Origin of the sequence: Duganella sp. CT11-25, assembly GCF_047302815.1 — a bacterium.
Lineage (GTDB): Bacteria > Pseudomonadota > Gammaproteobacteria > Burkholderiales > Burkholderiaceae_D > Rugamonas.
Window position 1 is genome coordinate 2,240,489 of record NZ_JBKBFD010000001.1, and the last position, 15,767, is coordinate 2,256,255.

The 15,767-nt window shown below is 67.3% G+C and carries 9 protein-coding genes; 1 reads left to right on the forward strand and 8 read right to left on the reverse strand.

Annotation, left to right across the window (positions count from 1 at the left end; all coding sequences use genetic code 11):
* Positions 1-40: 40 nt before the first annotated feature.
* Positions 41-721, forward strand: coding sequence for a Bax inhibitor-1/YccA family protein (locus ACEN9F_RS09460; protein WP_413419772.1), 681 nt, complete (start codon positions 41-43; stop codon positions 719-721).
* Positions 722-766: 45 nt separating this feature from the next.
* Here ACEN9F_RS09460 and pbpC read toward each other — a convergent pair whose 3' ends face one another.
* The 8 genes from pbpC to ACEN9F_RS09500 all read right to left on the reverse strand — a co-directional run bounded on the left by pbpC (position 767) and on the right by ACEN9F_RS09500 (position 15,763).
* Positions 767-2,848: a penicillin-binding protein 1C gene (gene pbpC / locus ACEN9F_RS09465; RefSeq protein ID WP_413419773.1), complete on the reverse strand. Its 2,082-nt coding sequence runs from the start codon at positions 2,846-2,848 to the stop codon at positions 767-769.
* Positions 2,845-8,601 (reverse strand): alpha-2-macroglobulin family protein, encoded by a 5,757-nt coding sequence (locus tag ACEN9F_RS09470; RefSeq protein WP_413419774.1) that lies wholly within the window; start codon positions 8,599-8,601, stop codon positions 2,845-2,847. The genes pbpC and ACEN9F_RS09470 overlap by 4 nt, the downstream gene beginning before the upstream one ends.
* Positions 8,602-8,681: 80 nt before the next feature.
* Positions 8,682-10,019, reverse strand: coding sequence for a 23S rRNA (uracil(1939)-C(5))-methyltransferase RlmD (gene rlmD / locus ACEN9F_RS09475; RefSeq protein ID WP_413419775.1), 1,338 nt, complete (start codon positions 10,017-10,019; stop codon positions 8,682-8,684).
* 78 nt (positions 10,020-10,097) lie between these two features.
* Entirely contained in the window at positions 10,098-11,123 is a 1,026-nt protein-coding gene (gene rpoS, locus ACEN9F_RS09480) for an RNA polymerase sigma factor RpoS (RefSeq protein ID WP_413419776.1), read from the reverse strand.
* Positions 11,124-11,130: 7 nt separating this feature from the next.
* A complete protein-coding gene (locus ACEN9F_RS09485; protein ID WP_413419777.1) occupies positions 11,131-12,078 on the reverse strand; it encodes a peptidoglycan DD-metalloendopeptidase family protein in 948 nt (315 codons plus the stop codon).
* Between the two features lie 42 nt (positions 12,079-12,120).
* A complete protein-coding gene (locus tag ACEN9F_RS09490) occupies positions 12,121-12,993 on the reverse strand; it encodes a protein-L-isoaspartate(D-aspartate) O-methyltransferase (protein ID WP_413419778.1) in 873 nt (290 codons plus the stop codon).
* Positions 12,990-13,727 (reverse strand): 5'/3'-nucleotidase SurE, encoded by a 738-nt coding sequence (gene surE, locus ACEN9F_RS09495; RefSeq protein WP_413419779.1) that lies wholly within the window; start codon positions 13,725-13,727, stop codon positions 12,990-12,992. The genes ACEN9F_RS09490 and surE overlap by 4 nt, the downstream gene beginning before the upstream one ends.
* Positions 13,728-13,810: 83 nt before the next feature.
* On the reverse strand, positions 13,811-15,763 hold the full coding sequence (locus tag ACEN9F_RS09500; protein ID WP_413419780.1) for a KGGVGR-motif variant AAA ATPase: 1,953 nt from the start codon (positions 15,761-15,763) through the stop codon (positions 13,811-13,813).
* Positions 15,764-15,767: the final 4 nt, after the last annotated feature.

A 15,767-nucleotide genomic window follows, 5' to 3' on the forward strand; every position in this document is an offset into this window, starting at 1 on the left:
TTGGCAAGCGGGAAACCGAATCCTATGTAATGGAGGCACTATGATCAACATGCAAAAAACCTACGACCTGGCGGAAAGCCGCCGGTCGGTGCAGCACAACGTGCTGCGCAACACCTACTGGCTGCTGGCGCTGTCGATGGTGCCGACCGTGTTTGGCGCGGCGCTGGGCGTGTCCCTGCACCTGCCGCTGGGCGGCGGCCTGATGATGCTGGTATTCCTGGCGGTGGCCTTCGGCTTCATCTGGGGAATCCAGAAGAACAAGGATTCCGGCCTGGGCGTGGCCCTGCTGCTGGGCTTTACCTTCTTCATGGGTCTGATGCTGACGCCGCTGCTGTCGCGCATCCTGGGCTTCGCCAACGGCGGTTTCCTGATCATGGCCGCGTTCGGCGGTACGGCATCGGTGTTCGCGGTGCTGGCGTCGGTCGCGACGGTGTCCAAGCGTGACTTCTCGGGCATGGGCACCTGGCTGTTCGCCGGTCTCGTGATCCTGATCCTGGCCTCGATCGCCAACATCTTCCTGCACATTCCGGCGCTGGCGATTGTGATTTCGGTGGTCGCGATCGGTATCTTCTCGGCGTACATCCTGTATGACGTGCAGCAGATCATCAACGGCGGCGAGACCAACTACATCAGCGCCACGCTGAGCCTGTACCTGGACGTGTACAACATCTTCACCAACCTGCTGTCGCTGCTGGGCATCTTCGGCGGCGACCGCGACTAAGAGCATTCAGCACGCCCCAAAAAGCTGGCCTCGCGCCGGCTTTTTTTATTGCGTGCCGCCGCGCACCTGGAAGCGGGTGGCGGCGACGGTGCGCGCTTCGGCGTCGACCAGCGCCAGCTGGTGGGCGCCGGGGGTCGGCCGCCAGGCATAGTCTTCGGCGCGGCCGAGGTCGGCGCCGTCCAGCCGCCAGCGCAGCCCCTGCCCGCCTTGCGCCTGGAAAAATACGCGCTGGATCGCGTCCGGAATGTCCGGGTCGATGGCGATGATGCTGGCTTCGCCCGGATACAAGATCTTGGGCGCGCGATGGCCATCCTGCACCAGCGCGATCACCGGGCTTTGCGTGCCGGCGAGGAACCACTCGCCGCGCGCCGCCTCCAGCGCCGGCTGGTAGGCGATCTGCTGGCGCACCACGCCGGCCGGCGCCGCCGGCGCGCGGCTGGGCTGACCCCGATGCAGGTAATCCATCACATCGCGCCACACCGGCGCCGCGCCGCTGACGCCGGACACGTCCCACATCGGCTGGCCGTCGAAATTGCCGACCCAGACGCCGACCGTGTAGCGTCCCGTATAGCCGAGGCACCAGTTGTCGCGCATGTCCTTGCTCGTACCGGTCTTGACGGCCGCCCAGAAGGTGGTCGCCAGTTCGTTCTTCAGGCCGAAGGTGATGCTGCGCGCGGCGCGGTCGGCCAGGATGTCGCCGATGATGAAAGCGGCGCCGGCGTCCAGCACGCGGCGCGTGGGCGTTGCCGGCCCGGGCCGCAGCGTGACGGCGCCGTACACGCCGCCGTTGGCCAGCGTGCGGTAGGCATTGCTCAGTTCCAGCAGCGACACTTCCGCCGATCCCAGCGCCAGCGAATAGCCGTAGTAGTCCGGCGATTCGGTCAGGCTGCCCAGGCCCACGTCTCGCAGGTGCTGGTGAAACCGGTCCAGCCCCGTCATCACCAGCGTGCGCACCGCCGGCACGTTCAGCGAGCTGGCCAGGCTGTTGCGCACGCTGACGTAGCCCTTGAAATCGCGGTCGTAGTTCTGCGGGATATACAGGCCGGAGGGCGTCGAGATATCGATCGCCGTATCGTCCATCAGCGAGGCCGCCGTCAGCTGTTTGCGCTCCAGCGCCAGCTCGTATAGGAAAGGCTTCAACGTCGATCCGGCCTGGCGCAGCGCCGCCACGCCATCGACCTCGCCGCCGCCCGCATTGCCGACATAGGCCAGGATCTCGCCGCTGGCGTTATCCAGCACCACCACCGCGCCATCGTTGACATTGCGCGCCCGCAGCGCCATCAACTGCTGGCGCAGAGCGGTCTGCGCAAAGCGCTGCAGGCCGCCGTCCAGCGTGCTGCGCACCGCCTGGCCGCCGCTGACCAGCAACTGCTGCGCCACCTGCGGCGCCGGCGGCAGCTCAACCGCCAGTTGCGGGCGGCCCATCGCCACCACCACGCGCAGCTGGATCTCGCTGCAGGTGGACGGCATCCGCAACTCCTGCGCCAGTGCGCAGGCCCGCTGCGACACCAGCTTGGGCGCGGCCGACGGTCCGCGCAGCAGGCTGGCCAGGATCGCCGATTCGCTCAAGTCCAGCCCGGACGGCGCCTTGCCGAACAAGCCTCGCGCCGCCGCGCCCACGCCCTGCAGCTCGCCGCGGAACGACACCAGGTTCAGGTACGCTTCCATGATCTGGGGCTTGGTCCACGAGGCGTCGATCTCGCGCGCGGCCTTGACCTGGTCCCACTTCTGGCTCCAGTTGCGGCCCTTGGCCGACGGCAGCAGTTGCGGGTCGAGCTGCGCCGCCAGTTGCATGGTGATGGTCGAGGCGCCGCGCGGGCGGCTGCGGAACAGGTTGTCCCACGCGGCCTTGGTGGCCGCGCTCCAGTCAACGCCGCCATGCTGGTAGAAGCGCTGGTCTTCCGCCTGCAGCACGGCGGCCGGCAGGCTGGGCGAGATGTCGGCCAGCGCCACCCATGGCAGGCGGCGCACTTGCATGTCGATGCGCAGCGATTGCACCGGCTCGCCGTGCCGGTCCAGCAGCTGCGCCTCGGACGAGCGATACGCCGCCTTGACCTCCTCGTGGGTCGGCACGGCGGCGCTGGCGGCACCCGCCAGCGCCAGCAAGCTGAAAGCGATCAGTTTCATTTCACACCCAACGGCGCATTCGGCGCCTCGCCAAACATCTCCGGACTATACATCGCCTCGACCCGTGTCGGTGGCAGGTTGAACTGGCCCGGATTATTCAGGCGCACCGTGTATTCCAGGCTCCATTTCCCTTTCGGGACGAACTGGTAGAAAGCGTGGAAGCCCTCGAAAGTGCGTTCCTCGAAGGTCGGCCAGGTCCAGCCGCTGCGCTGCTTGCCGCTGTCGAGCAACTGCGAATCGCGGCCCAGCCCCGAACCGAGCACGGTGGCGCTGGCCGGGATCGGGTCGTCGACCACCACCCAGGTCATGTCCGACTGCGCCTCCAGGTCCAGATGCACGCGATAGACATCGCCACGCGACCACTCGCCCTTGACCTTCTGCTCGATTGGCGTGACGGTCTTGGCGATCTTGTAGCCGCTGGACAGCGGCGCCTTCAACGGCAGGGCCGCCGTGGTCTGCACCGTCACCCACGGCTTGCCGGCGCCGGCATGCTCCAGCTGCAGTTTGCCGCCTCGGCGCGGCCATGGCAGCGACACCGCGCCGCCGGTGGCGTCGCCGCCGAAGGCGATGCTCTTGCTGGCCTGCGCCAGCGTGGCGATGGCGGTGCCAGTCACCTTGTCGCGCTCGAACTTCTGCGAGAACTTGTCGATCGCCAGCACGCCCCAGGCGTTGGCCACGGTGGTATCCCAGCGGCCGTGGCGCTGGCGGCCCAGCGTACCGCGTGCCAGCCGGCCCATGTCGTCCTGCCACGCCGGGTTGTCCAGCATCGCCAGCAGCAGGCGGTTGGCGTTGACGTCGGCGGACGACATCAGCCACCACCAGTCGTCGGTGCGCTCGGTCGAGAAGCCCATCGTCGTGCCCTGCAGGTTCAGGCGCGAATGCAGTATCTGCCCCGCCTGCGCCAGCCGCTGCGCGTGCTGCGGCAGCTTGGGCGAGCGCTTGAGGATCAGATACCAGTCGATGACGGCGGACGTCGGCCACAGATTGGGCTCGACCGCGAACGATTCCAGCTGTGCGGCCGCGACCTCATTGGAACGCGACAGCGCCTCCAGCGCCGCCACCTTGCGCACCGCCAGGTCGGCCGTCGGCAGCGACGAGTAGCGCGTGACGCGGCCCTGCACGAAGGCCAGCAGGCCGGACTCCATGCGCGCCTTCAGTTCCGGCGGGATCTCGTAACCCGCTTCCCGGGAGGCCGACAGCACGTAGGCGGTCAGCGTGTCGCTGCCCTGCGTCATCAAGGCGAAGTACTTGACCAGGCCGTCGCCGTCCAGGTGCGCGGGCAGCGTGTCGATCGCCGACTGCCACAGCGCCTTGTCGTGCAGCGCGATGGCGCGCGAGCTGACCTGTTCGAAGCAGCGGTAAGGATAGGCTTGCATGTAGTCGCGCACGCCCGGCAGATCGCCGCCCAGGCGGGTGCTGAACTGCGCCTGCACACCGCCGCGCCCCGGCAGCGCATCGTCGGGCAGCTTGACTTGCATGTTCAGCTTGCGGTCCAGCTGCAGCAAGGTCGCCTGCGTGACGCGCACCGGCACGGCCGCCACCACTTTCTGCCTGACCTTCAGGCGGTCGCGCGAGGCGGGCGCATCGCCGGCGCCGGCCACGCTGGCACCGACATCCCAGGCCAGCGACGTCACCGACGGCGGCACCTGGTAATCCCAGCCGATTTCCTGCGCCTGGCCGGCAGCCAGCGATACCTGCTGCGGCGCCAGCGCCTTGCCGCCCGCGCTGGCGGTCAGCGCCACCTTGACGGCGGCATCGGTGGTATTGCGCAGCGTGAAGCCGGCGCGGAAGCGGTCGCCCTCGCGCACCAGCGCGGGCAAGCCTGACAGCAGGATCAAATCCTGCGAGCTGCGCACCTCGGTGCGGCCGGTGCCGAACAAATCCGCCTCCGCGCTGGCGATGGCGACGATGCGGAACGCCGTCAGCGAATCGTTGATCGGCACCTGCACCGAAGCCTCGCCGTTGGCATCCAAGCTCACGCGCGCCTTCCAGAACAGCAGCGTGTCGAACAGTTCGCGGCCGGCGCCCTTGCCGCCGCCACCACCGGCCGGCACCGCCTTGCGGCCGAAGTGGCGCTTGCCGACCACCTGCATCTGCGCGGTCGCGGTCTGCACCTGCAGGCTGCGCTGCTGCATCATGGCTTCCAGCAGCTCCCAGCTGGTATTCGGCATCAGCTCCAGCAGGCCGGCATCGACCGCCGCCAGCGCCACTTCCGCCCCGGCCGGAACAGGCGAGCCGTCGGCGCGCGTGACCTTGACCTTGACGGCGGCGTTGTCGCGCACCTTGTACACCGGCTTGTCCGTCGTGACCTGCACCTTGAGTTCATTGGCCGACCAGCCCACCTTCAACGGCGCGATGCCCAGCTTGTAGGCGGGCTTGCCCAGGTCGACCAGCGCGGTCGGCGCCACGCTGGCCACGCGGCCGCGCACCACCAGCACCGACACGTAGACGTTGGGCGCGTACTGCTGCTTGACCGGTATCGTGAACACCGGCGCGCTGCCGCTGAGCGGGCGCACATAGGTATCGATGATGCCTTCGCGCTCGACCGTCACCAAAGCGGTGGCCTCGCGGAACGGCATGCGCACCTGGAAGCTGGCGCTGTCGCCCGGCTCGTAGCGCTTCTTCTCCGGCAGCAGGTCGATGCGGTCGTTGTCGGTGGCGCTGAACCACCAGTCGGCGCCGTCGGCCACCCAGGTTTCGCGATTCGTCATCGCCACGCGCTGTTCGCCGTCCTGGGTCTTGGCGCGCAGGATCAGGTTGCCCGACGCCGGCGCCGTGACTTGGCAGATCAGCAGGCCCTTGTTGTCGGTCCGGCCCTCGCAGGCCGCGCCCAGCGCCTTGATCTCGCTGCTGTTCTCATAGGCGTAGAAGCCGCCGATCAGGCGCCGCCGGTGCGAGTAGGACTGGCGCTGGAAGAAGTCCACCGTCACCGGCGCCTCGGCCACAGGCTGGCCGCGCAGATCCAGCACCGCGACCGTGAACTTGAGCGCATCCTTGCTCAGTACCCAGCCGTCGGGCTGGATGCCGATCACATAGCTCGACGGCCACAGTGGAATGCGGGTGGCGGCGGACAGCGTCTCGCCGTTGGCGTCCTGGTAGGTCATCTCCGCCGTCAGCTCGCGCGGGACAGGCGCGGTGGACAGCTGGTCGATGGTCACGCGCGCGCCTCCGGCCTTGTCCAGCGCCAGGCTGCGCGTCTTGAGGCCCGACAGCGCCGCCGGCGCATCGGCGCCGCCGTCGTCGAACATGCCCTCGTCCTCATCGAAAGCGCCGGCGCTGCGCTCGGCGCCGACCTTGACGTCGCCGGTGCTGAACGTGAAGTCGGCATAGTCGTCGAAGCTGACGGATTTATCCTGGACCACGGTGCGCAGCTGCACCGGCGCGTCGCCGGCGCCGCCGCCGGAGAGGTAGCTGAGCTGCACATCCAGCTCGACCGACGCGGCCTGGATCGCCGGCGTCTTCGGCCCCTGCAAAATCGCCTTCATGGTCGGCACGCGGAATTGCTCGACGCGGAAGCGGCCCGACTCGCGTCCTCCCAGCATCACCTGGTACCAGCCCTGCCTGGCGTCGGCCGGTATCGCCCAGTCGTTGGCGGCGCTGCCGTTCGCGCTCCAGCCGACCGGCAGTTCGTACTGCTGCTCGCTGCCCTCGTGCAGGATGATGATCTTGCCCGGCTGCGCCTTGCGCTCCTCGGCCGTCAGCTGCCTGGCGCGCCAGTTGCGCGTGTCCTTGCGCGGCGCATCGGCGTCGCTGACCAGCGCGATGCCCTGCTCCACATGGCGGCGCAGGAAGTGCTTCATGTGCACCGTCTCGCCGGCGCGCAGCAAGGTGCGGTCGAACACGGTGGCGGCGATCACGTTGTCGGCGCTGTAGTCGTCGGTCGGCAGGTTGAAGCGCCAGCTCTCGATGCCCCGGTCCCAGTTGGACAGCGTGAAGGTCATGTCGCCGCCGCTGCGGGCGCTGATGAAGTAACTACCCTCCGGCCGACAGGCCGGTACCGGCAGTTCCTTGCCGATGCGTGCCACGCCGGTGCTGTCGGTCGCGCCCTGCCACAGCAAGGCGCCGGCGCAATCGCGTACCGCCACCTGCGCCTGTGCCACCGGCTTGCCCTTGTCCAGCGAGGTGATCCACACCAGCGATGACTGCGCGCCGTGCTTGAAGTGCGCCACCATATTGGTGACCAGCGCCGCCGTGCTGACATAGGCAGTATTGCGCTTGTCGGTCAGCGCCTGGCCCAGCTTGGGGCTGGCCAGTTCGACCACGTAGAATCCCGGCTTGCGCAGCGGGATGCCGACCACCTCGAACGCCCGCGCACCGCCCGGCTTGGGCATGGCGAAGCGTTCGATCGAGCCTCCCTTGACGTCCGCCAGAACAGGCTTCAGCAGGTTCTCGCCATACAACTCCGAAGGTTCCCAGCCGCCGCCGTAACTCATGCGCTTCATCCAATGGATGATTTGCTGGTCCTGCTGTTCCGGCGTGGCGGCGGCGTCGTTCACGCGCAGCGATGCGCCGTCGACCTTGGCCTTGCCGCCGCTCAGCGTGGACTCGATATTGCGCACCGTGACCGGCAGCAGCTTGTCGCCCCTGGCCTCGATGATGCCGAAGCGCGCCGGGAACTTGACCAGCGCCGGCTGCACATCGGTCTGCACCGCCATCGGGAAGCGCGCCTGATTCAGCAAGGTGCGGCCGGCATCGTCCTTCAGGTTGGCCGGCAAGGTCAGCATCAGTTTCGATTTTTCCGGAAACGGTCCCTTGATGGTCACCCAGCTGACGTATTCCGCCCTGGCCTCCTCCTTGTCGACGCCGGCCTTGAAGACCTTGCCGCCAGGCCCCGCCAGCTTGACGGCCAGTGCATCGGCCATGCGCACCGGCGCCGAGAACTCCACCCGCACGGGCAGGAAGGGGATGCAGCCGCCCTTGGCGGACAGCCTGTCGCAGCTGAACTTCGCGGTGAAGTCCGGCCGCGTGCGGAAAGCCAGCGCCTGGTCCTGGACGGTGGCGATGCCGCTGCCGGCCGCGATGCCCGCGCCCCACACCAGCGACACATCGGCGCCGGCAGGCAGGCGGCGCTGGCATTGCAGCACCACGATGGGCAGCTTCTCGATACGGTCGCTGCGCACGGCCGCGCCGGCGCGCCATATCACGCCGCGCGCCTTGAAGTACAACGACAGGTAGCGGTCGGTGAAGGCCTTGCGCTGGTCCAGTATCTGCTGGCGCTCGGCGCCGCCGAGGATGCGCACGCCGATCTTTTCATTGACGCCGTCGGCGCGGCACCATGCATGCGCGGCCACCGTCCGCTCGCTGGCCGGCGCATCGAGGCCGAGGATGAAGATCTGCTGCTCGTCGATGTAGCTGGAACCTTCGCGCGGCACCATCTCCACCACCGCCGGGCCGCCGGTGTTGAAGGCGAACTTGCGCTCGCCGGCCAGCGGCTTGCCGTCCAGGTCCCTGGCGTCGGCCTTGAGCGTGAAGCTGCACGCCACGCCGCCCGGCAGGTCGCGCACGAAATCGTAGCTCCAGTTCTTGCCGTCTATCCAGCGGCCCTTGCCCTCCTCCGGGCAATCGACGGTGAACGGATCGGCGAGGCGCATGTCGCCCAGCGGGACCATCTGACCGCTGAAGCGCGCGGTGACCTGGCGCACCGCCTTGACGGCGCCTTCCGGCGAAAACGAGGTGACGGTGGTTTGGGCCAGGACGGCGAGCGGCAGGCCGCAAAATGCGGCCATGACGATGAGACGGGACAGGAGGCGCATGCCAACTCCGGGCGCTGATTAGGAATCAAGCCAGTGTTGCAAACGCCTCCGGCAAAGTCAACAAACTTACAAGAAAAACATCAAGCCAGATTGAACACTGCCATCGATTCCACGTGCGAGGTGTGCGGGAACATATTGACCACGCCGGCCTTATCCAGCACATAGCCGGCGTTGACCAGGATGCCGGCGTCGCGCGCCAGCGTCGACGGGCTGCACGAGACGTAGACGATGCGCTTCGGCAGCAGGTCGGCGCGGCTCTGGCTCAAGGCCACCAGCGCTTCGCTCAGCGCCATCGCGCCGTCGCGCGGCGGGTCGATCAGCATGCGGTCGAATTTGCCCAGCGCGACCAGGTCGTCGGCCGTGACCTCGAACAGGTTGCGGGTGTAGAAGGTGGTCTTGTCCGACAGGCCGTTGGCCTTGGCGTTGTCCAGCGCGCGCTCGGACAGCGTGGTGCTGCCCTCGATGCCGACCACTTCGCGGCCCTGCGTCGCCAGCGGCAGCGTGAAGTTGCCCAGGCCGCAGAACAGGTCGGCCACGCGGTCTTCCGGCTGCACGTCCAGCAGGCGCAGCGCCTTGCCGACCAGCACGCGGTTGATGTAGTGGTTGACCTGCGTGAAGTCGACCGGCTTGAACGGCATCTTGATGCCGAATTCCGGCAGCAGGTAATGCAGGTCCTGGTCCAGCGGATAGTAGGGCGCGGCGGTTTCCGGGCCCTTGGTCTGCAGCCAGAACTGGATCTGGTGCTGGTCGGCGAAGGCCTTCAGCTTGACCTCGTCGGCCGGCGTCAGCGGCCCCATGATGCGCAGCACCAGCGCGGTGACGCCCTCGCCGATCGCCACTTCGATCTGCGGAATCTGCGCGAACAGGGTCAGCGAGCCGATCAGCCCGCGCAGCGGCAGCAGCAGGTCCGACACATGCCTGGGCAGGATTTCGCAGCTCTTGATATCGGCCACGAAGACCGATTTCTTTTCATGGAAGCCGACCAGCACCGTGTCCTTCTTGGCCACGTGGCGCACCGACAGGCGCGCGCGGTAGCGGTAGCCCCAGGTCGGGCCGTACATCGGCCGCATCACCGTCAGCGGGCGGACCTTGCCGATGTGCTGCAGGTTGTCCTCCAGCACGCGCTGCTTGATCGCCACCTGCGCGGTCGGCTCCAGGTGCTGCATCGAGCAGCCGCCGCACATCTCGAAGTGCACGCACTTCGGCTTGACGCGCATGTGCGACTCGTGGTGCAGCGCGTCCATGCGCGCCATTTCCCAGTTTTTCTTCTTCTTGAACGTGGTGAAGCTGACCGTCTCGCCAGGCAGTGCGCCTTCGACAAACACCACTTTTCCTTGGGAGCCGTCTTCATTTTCCAGATGGCCGACGCCGCGGGCGTCCATGTCGAGCGACTTGATGAAGATTGTATTTTCTTGCATAACGTTCAATATTGAATGGGGAATGGCCGGCGCCGGCGCGCAGGCGCCGGGGCCGACATGATAGCAGAATGGGAAGTGTTAAAGCAGGGAATCGCGGACCACGCCGCGCGCGGCCATCGCCCGTTTCAGCTTGACCAGCGCTTCCTGCTGGATCTGGCGCACCCGCTCGCGGGTCACGCCCATTTCCTCGGCCAGGGTTTCCAGCGTGGCCGGGTCGTCGTTGTCCAGGCCGAAGCGGCGCATGATGACGATGCGCTGCTTGTCCGGCAGCTTGGTCAGCCAGTCGCGCACCAGCACCGTCATTTCATGGTGTTCGGCGCGGGCGTCGGGGCTGTCGTCGCTGTCGCCGGGCAGCATGTCCATCAGCGACGATTGCGGATCGTTGTCCAGCGGCGCGTCCAGCGAGGTGGCGTGCTCGGACAGCGCCAGGATGTCCTGCACCTCCTCCACCGGCCGCCCGACCAGCTCGGCGATGTCCTCGGCGGTGGCGTCCTTGCCGTTGTGGTGCTGGGCTTCGAGGTGGTATTTGCCGCGCAGGATCTGGTTCAGCTCGCGCACCATGTGCACCGGCAGGCGCACCGTGCGGGCCTGGTTCATGATGGCGCGTTCTATGCTCTGGCGTATCCACCAGGTCGCGTAGGTGGAAAAGCGGAAGCCGCGCTCGGGTTCGAACTTGTCGATGGCGCGCATCAGGCCGATGTTGCCCTCTTCGATCATGTCGAGCAGCACCACGCCGCGGTTGATGTAGTGCTTAGCGATCGAGACCACCAGCCGCAGGTTGTGCTCGATCATGGTCTGGCGGGCGCTGAAGTCGCCGCTCTTGGCCAAGGTGGCGTAGTGCACCTCCTGCTGCGCGGTCAGCAGCGGCCGGGTGCCGATCTGGTTCAGGTAGTGCTGGGTGGTGTCGGTCGACAGCTCGGCCGCCAGCACCTTCTTCAGTTCGTCGACACTTTCCAGCACCGCGCCGGTGGCGGGCGCGCCGTCGGGATCGCCCGCGCCGTCCGCACCGTCGATGGAATCGATGACTACATCATCGCCCGCCTCGTCCTGGAAATCTTCCGGGGCCGAGTCGTCATCCATCTGGTCGTGCGGCATATGTGTCATGGCTCAGCTAGCGGTTAGGCAGGAATCTGGACGGGTCCACCGGTTTGCCCTGCTGCCTGATTTCAAAGTGCAGCTTGACGGAATCGGTATCGGAATCACCCATTTCCGCAATCATTTGTCCCTTGGTCACGCTCTGGCCTTCCTTGACCACAATCGTGCGATTGTGCGCGTAGGCCGACAACAAGCTATTACTGTGCTTCACAATAACGAGATTACCATATCCGCGGATGCCGCTGCCTGCATACATGACTTTTCCTGCTCCGGCAGCCACGACTTGCTGGCCCGCCTTGCCGGCGATGTCCACGCCCTTGTTCTTGCCCTCGTCGAAAGTGGCGATCACCTTGCCCTCGGAAGGCCAGATCCAGCTCAGCTTTTCCTCGTCGGCGGCCGGCGCCGGCACGCTCGGCGCGGCGATCGGCGGCGTCACCGAGGGACGGGCGACCACCGGCGTCGTCGCCGGGGCAGCGGCCGGGGCGGCGGCGATGGCCTTGCCGTTGTCGCCGCGCTGCAGTTCGGCCAGCGTGGCGTCGGAATACGGCTTCTTCTCGCCCTTGGGCCCGCTCAGCTTGACCACCGGCGCCGGCGGCGGCGTCTTGTCGGACGGCGGCATGATGACGGCGGCGGTTTCCACGCCGGAATTGGCGCTGTCCGGCGGCAGCACGCGCAGCACCTGGTCGACCTTGATGTCGTTCGGGTTGGCCAGGTTGTTCCAGGTCACCAGGTCGCGGTAGTTCTGGCCGTATTCCAGCGCGATGCGGATCAGGGTGTCGCCCTTCTTGACGGTGTACAGGCCGCGCTCGTCGCGGGCGATCTGCGCCGTTTCGCTCGGCGTGGCCGGTTTGACGGCAGGCGGGATCGTGCGGTCGACAACCGGTGCTTGATTCGGAGTGGTATTACAGGCGCTCAGGAAAACCAGCGTGAAGCTCAGTGCGAGCAGATTGCTTTTATTTGTCATTCTCATCTTAATGTCTGTGTGGTGCGGGCAAGGTTAAGGTAACTACACCGTGCCCGGACGCAAGGGCACGAAATGGCAGTCCTCCAGCGTTTCGCTGGTCCATTCCGCCTTGCCTATGCGCGTAATCAATTCCAGATGCTGCGAGCGGGCGCCTACCGGCGCCACCAGCCGGCCGCCGATGGCCAGCTGTTCCAGCAGGGCTTGCGGCACTTCCAGCCCGGCCGCGGCCAGGATGATGCCGTCGAACGGCGCCGCTTGCGGCAGGCCAAGCATACCATCTCCGTAATGCAAGCGCAGGTTCGGCACGCGCAGCGGCCGCAGATTGGCCTTGGCCAGCTCGTGCAGCGGCTTGATGCGCTCGATCGAATACACCTCCTGCGCCACGCAGGCCAGCACCGCCGCCTGGTAGCCGCAGCCGGTGCCGATCTCCAGCACTTTCTTCAACTGGCCGCCGTTGCGCATCACCTCGATCATGCGCGCCACGATGTAGGGCTGGGAAATGGTCTGGTGGTGGCCGATCGGCAGCGAGGCGTCGATATACGCCTGCGAGGCCAGCGCCTCCTCCATGAACATATGGCGCGGCACGCTCTCCAGCGCGCCCAGCACCACCGTATCCTTGACGCCCTGCCTGGCGACTCGCTGCACCATGGCGCGCCGCACCGCGTCCGATACCAGCGGATTCTGGCGCGGGGACTGCACCGGCACCGGCTGCGCCCGTTCCATCGCGTAGCTGTGCGACTTGGACGGCGTGGCCACCGGCCGCGCGCCGGGGAAAGGCGGCGGCGCATGGCGCGCCGCGTTCTGGGTCGCCGTTTGCGGCGTCGCCACCGGCGCGAACACCGTCGCCTTCCTGGCGCCCTGGTTGTCGACTACCGAGGACAGCGGCAAGGGAAAGGTACGGTTTTTATCGTTCATGCCAGGGCCTTTGCCAGTGCATCGAGTTGGGTTTTGTGGGTCAGGTCGATCTGCAGCGGGGTCATCGACGTCCAGCCCTGGGCACAGGCATAGAAATCGGTGCCCTCGCCCGCGTCCTTGGTCGCCCCCGGCGGGCCGATCCAGAAAATATCCTTGCCGCGCGGGTCCTTGGCCTTGATCACCGGCTCGGCCTGGTGGCGGCGGCCGAGCCGGGTGGCCACCACGCTGGTCAGCTGCTCGTAGGGCCGGTTGGGGATGTTGACGTTCAGCAGATACGGGCGCGGCAGCGTTTCATAATAGCGCTGGACGATGTCGCGCGCGTGGCGGGCGGCGTCGTCGATGTGCTCCCAGCCGTAGGCGCCCTGCGAGAAGGCGATGGCCGGGATGCCGAACAGATAGCCCTCGGTGGCGGCGGCGACGGTGCCGGAGTACAGCGTGTCGTCGCCCATGTTGGGGCCGTTGTTGATGCCGGAGACGACCAGGTCGGGCCGGTAGTCGAGCATGCCGGTCAGCGCCACGTGCACGCAGTCGGTCGGCGTTCCGTTAACAAAATAGAAACCATTGGCGGCCTGCTGCACCGACAGCGGCCGGTCCAGCGATAGGGAATTGGACGCGCCGGAGCGGTTGCTGTCGGGCGCCACCACCACGATATCGGCGATGGGCGCAAGCGCCTGGGCCAGCGCGTTGATGCCTGGCGCCAGGTAGCCGTCGTCATTACTGATCAGGATTCTCATACGGAGATTTTACCTGAAGCAACGGCCCGGCTGCGCGCGGCGGCGGCCTCCAACCCAGATAAATTTGCCGGTGTCGTGCCGCGCTAACGTTGCGCCGGCCGCGCACCGGCCAGCCGGGTGTCGAGCGCCAGCAATTCATCGCTGGTGCGCGACCACAGGCTGCCCGCGCCGGACACGCCGCGCGGCCCCGCGGCCCGCAGCAAGGCGTCGCCGTAGTCGTCCATCGCCGCGTCCTGATGCAGTTCCGGCACCAGCGGACCTTCGCCCAGCTGGCCGCCGAGTTGCACCTGGACATCGGCCAGATGCTCGCGGGCCAAGCGGGTATCGGGGTGGTCCGGGCCGAGCCGGCGGATTTGCGCCTGCAGCACGGCGTCCAGCAGGCTGCGGGCGGCGTCCAGCTCCTGCAGCCGGACCAGCGTGCTGGCCAGCGCGGTCTTGCTGCGCAGGGTGTCGACGTGCTCGGCGCCCAGCAGCCGCTTGCGGGCCGCCAGCACCTGCTCCTGCGCGATGCGGGCGTGTTCGGTGTCGCCGCGCTGGAACAGCAGGTCGGCGCGGGCCGCCTTGCAGGACAAGGTCAGCTGATGCTCGGAGCCCAGCATGCGCAGGTAGGCGTCCAGCACATTGTCCTGCATGCCCAGCGCCTCGGCGGTGCGGCCCTGCCGCGCCAGCGTGGCCGCCAGGTTGGCGCGCGCCGCCAGCGTATCGAGGTGTTCCGCCCCCAGCAGCCGCTCGCGCGACTCGACGATGCACTCCTCGAGGAACTGCGCCTCGTCCACCTGCCCCTGCTGGCGCAGCACGGCGGCCAGATTGCTCTTGCTGATCAAGGTGTCGGCATGGTCCTCGCCCATGGCGCGCTGGCGCAACACCATGCTTTCCTCGAAACAGGCCAGCGCCTGCCGCAGCTTGTTCTCGCGCCGGTACATCTCGCCCAGCAGGTTGAGGTCGCGCGCCAGCGGCTGCGACAGCGCCCTGCCCCCGCCCTCGTCCAGCGCATGGCGCGCCTCGCCGATCGCCGCCAGCAGGTGGATTTCGCGGCTCGATTGCCATGGGAAATAGCCGGGGCCCAGCCAGTCCAGCAGGGCCTCGAAGGTGCGCGTCAGCGAAAAGCGGTCGCCGCCCTGATCCATGCGCACCGCCAGCTGCTCGCCGTAGGCGAAGGTGCGGGTCTGCTGCAGCTGGACTTCGTCGAAATAGCTGTCCAGCGAGATTTGCTGCATGCCGTAGCACTCGCGCATCAGCCGCTCGAAGATGGGCTGGTAGCCGAGGATATGCAGCGTCAGGTCGCCGCGCCGCCATTGCGCGCGCTGGGTGCTGTCGCCCATTTCTATGCGCGACGGCAAGGGATAGACCAGCAGCGGCCGCTGCTCGTCCTCGTGGCTGCGGCGGTAGGCGGTGGCGCGGGTGACCAGCGCCTGCACGCCCTCCAGGCTTTGCCGGTTGGGCGTGAACACCACCACCAGCTTGCGTGGCAGCAAGGTCGTGCAGATGCCGGCGCTGTCCGTGCGGCCGGTGCGGGAATCGACCAGCACGTGCCGGAAATGGCGCGCAAGATTATCAGCGAAGCAACGGAACAGCGCCGGGCAGCTGTCGAACAGGTCGTCCCAGTGCATGGCGGCCAGCCGCTCGCCATAGCTGTCGTCGAAGCGGCCGGCGCGCATCAGGTACAGCTGGCTGCTCTGGTCGACCCGGCTGACATAGTGTTCCCAGCCGACGGCGGCCAGCACGTCGCGCGCCAGCTCTTCATCGTCCAGCGCGGCCGCCCCCTTGCGCCGGCGCAGCAGCTGCTCGCGGCACGCCTCGAACAGCTCCAGCACGCCCGGCCGCTCCTCGTGGTGGTCGAAATAATGGTGCAGGCCCGGCGCCTCCAGGTCCCAATCGATCATCAATACCGGCGTGGTGGCGTTTTGCTGGCGGGCCAGCAGCACGGCGATATTCGACAGGGCCATCGTGCGCCCCGTCCCACCCTTGTAAGAATAGAAGGTGACGACTTCGCCGCTGGCGTTCAGCGGCGGCAGGGACAGGGAAGTGGGTTCCATGACA

Excerpts from the sequence above, each read along its gene's own strand:
- rlmD (WP_413419775.1), bottom strand. The coding sequence starts at position 10,019 with ATGCAAGAAAATACAATCTTCATCAAGTCGCTCGACATGGACGCCCGC.
- ACEN9F_RS09470 (WP_413419774.1), bottom strand. The coding sequence starts at position 8,601 with ATGCGCCTCCTGTCCCGTCTCATCGTCATGGCCGCATTTTGCGGCCTG.
- ACEN9F_RS09460 (WP_413419772.1), top strand. The coding sequence starts at position 41 with ATGATCAACATGCAAAAAACCTACGACCTGGCGGAAAGCCGCCGGTCG.
- ACEN9F_RS09490 (WP_413419778.1), bottom strand. The coding sequence starts at position 12,993 with ATGAACGATAAAAACCGTACCTTTCCCTTGCCGCTGTCCTCGGTAGTC.
- ACEN9F_RS09500 (WP_413419780.1), bottom strand. The coding sequence starts at position 15,763 with ATGGAACCCACTTCCCTGTCCCTGCCGCCGCTGAACGCCAGCGGCGAA.
- pbpC (WP_413419773.1), bottom strand. The coding sequence starts at position 2,848 with ATGAAACTGATCGCTTTCAGCTTGCTGGCGCTGGCGGGTGCCGCCAGC.
- surE (WP_413419779.1), bottom strand. The coding sequence starts at position 13,727 with ATGAGAATCCTGATCAGTAATGACGACGGCTACCTGGCGCCAGGCATC.
- ACEN9F_RS09485 (WP_413419777.1), bottom strand. The coding sequence starts at position 12,078 with ATGACAAATAAAAGCAATCTGCTCGCACTGAGCTTCACGCTGGTTTTC.
- rpoS (WP_413419776.1), bottom strand. The coding sequence starts at position 11,123 with ATGACACATATGCCGCACGACCAGATGGATGACGACTCGGCCCCGGAA.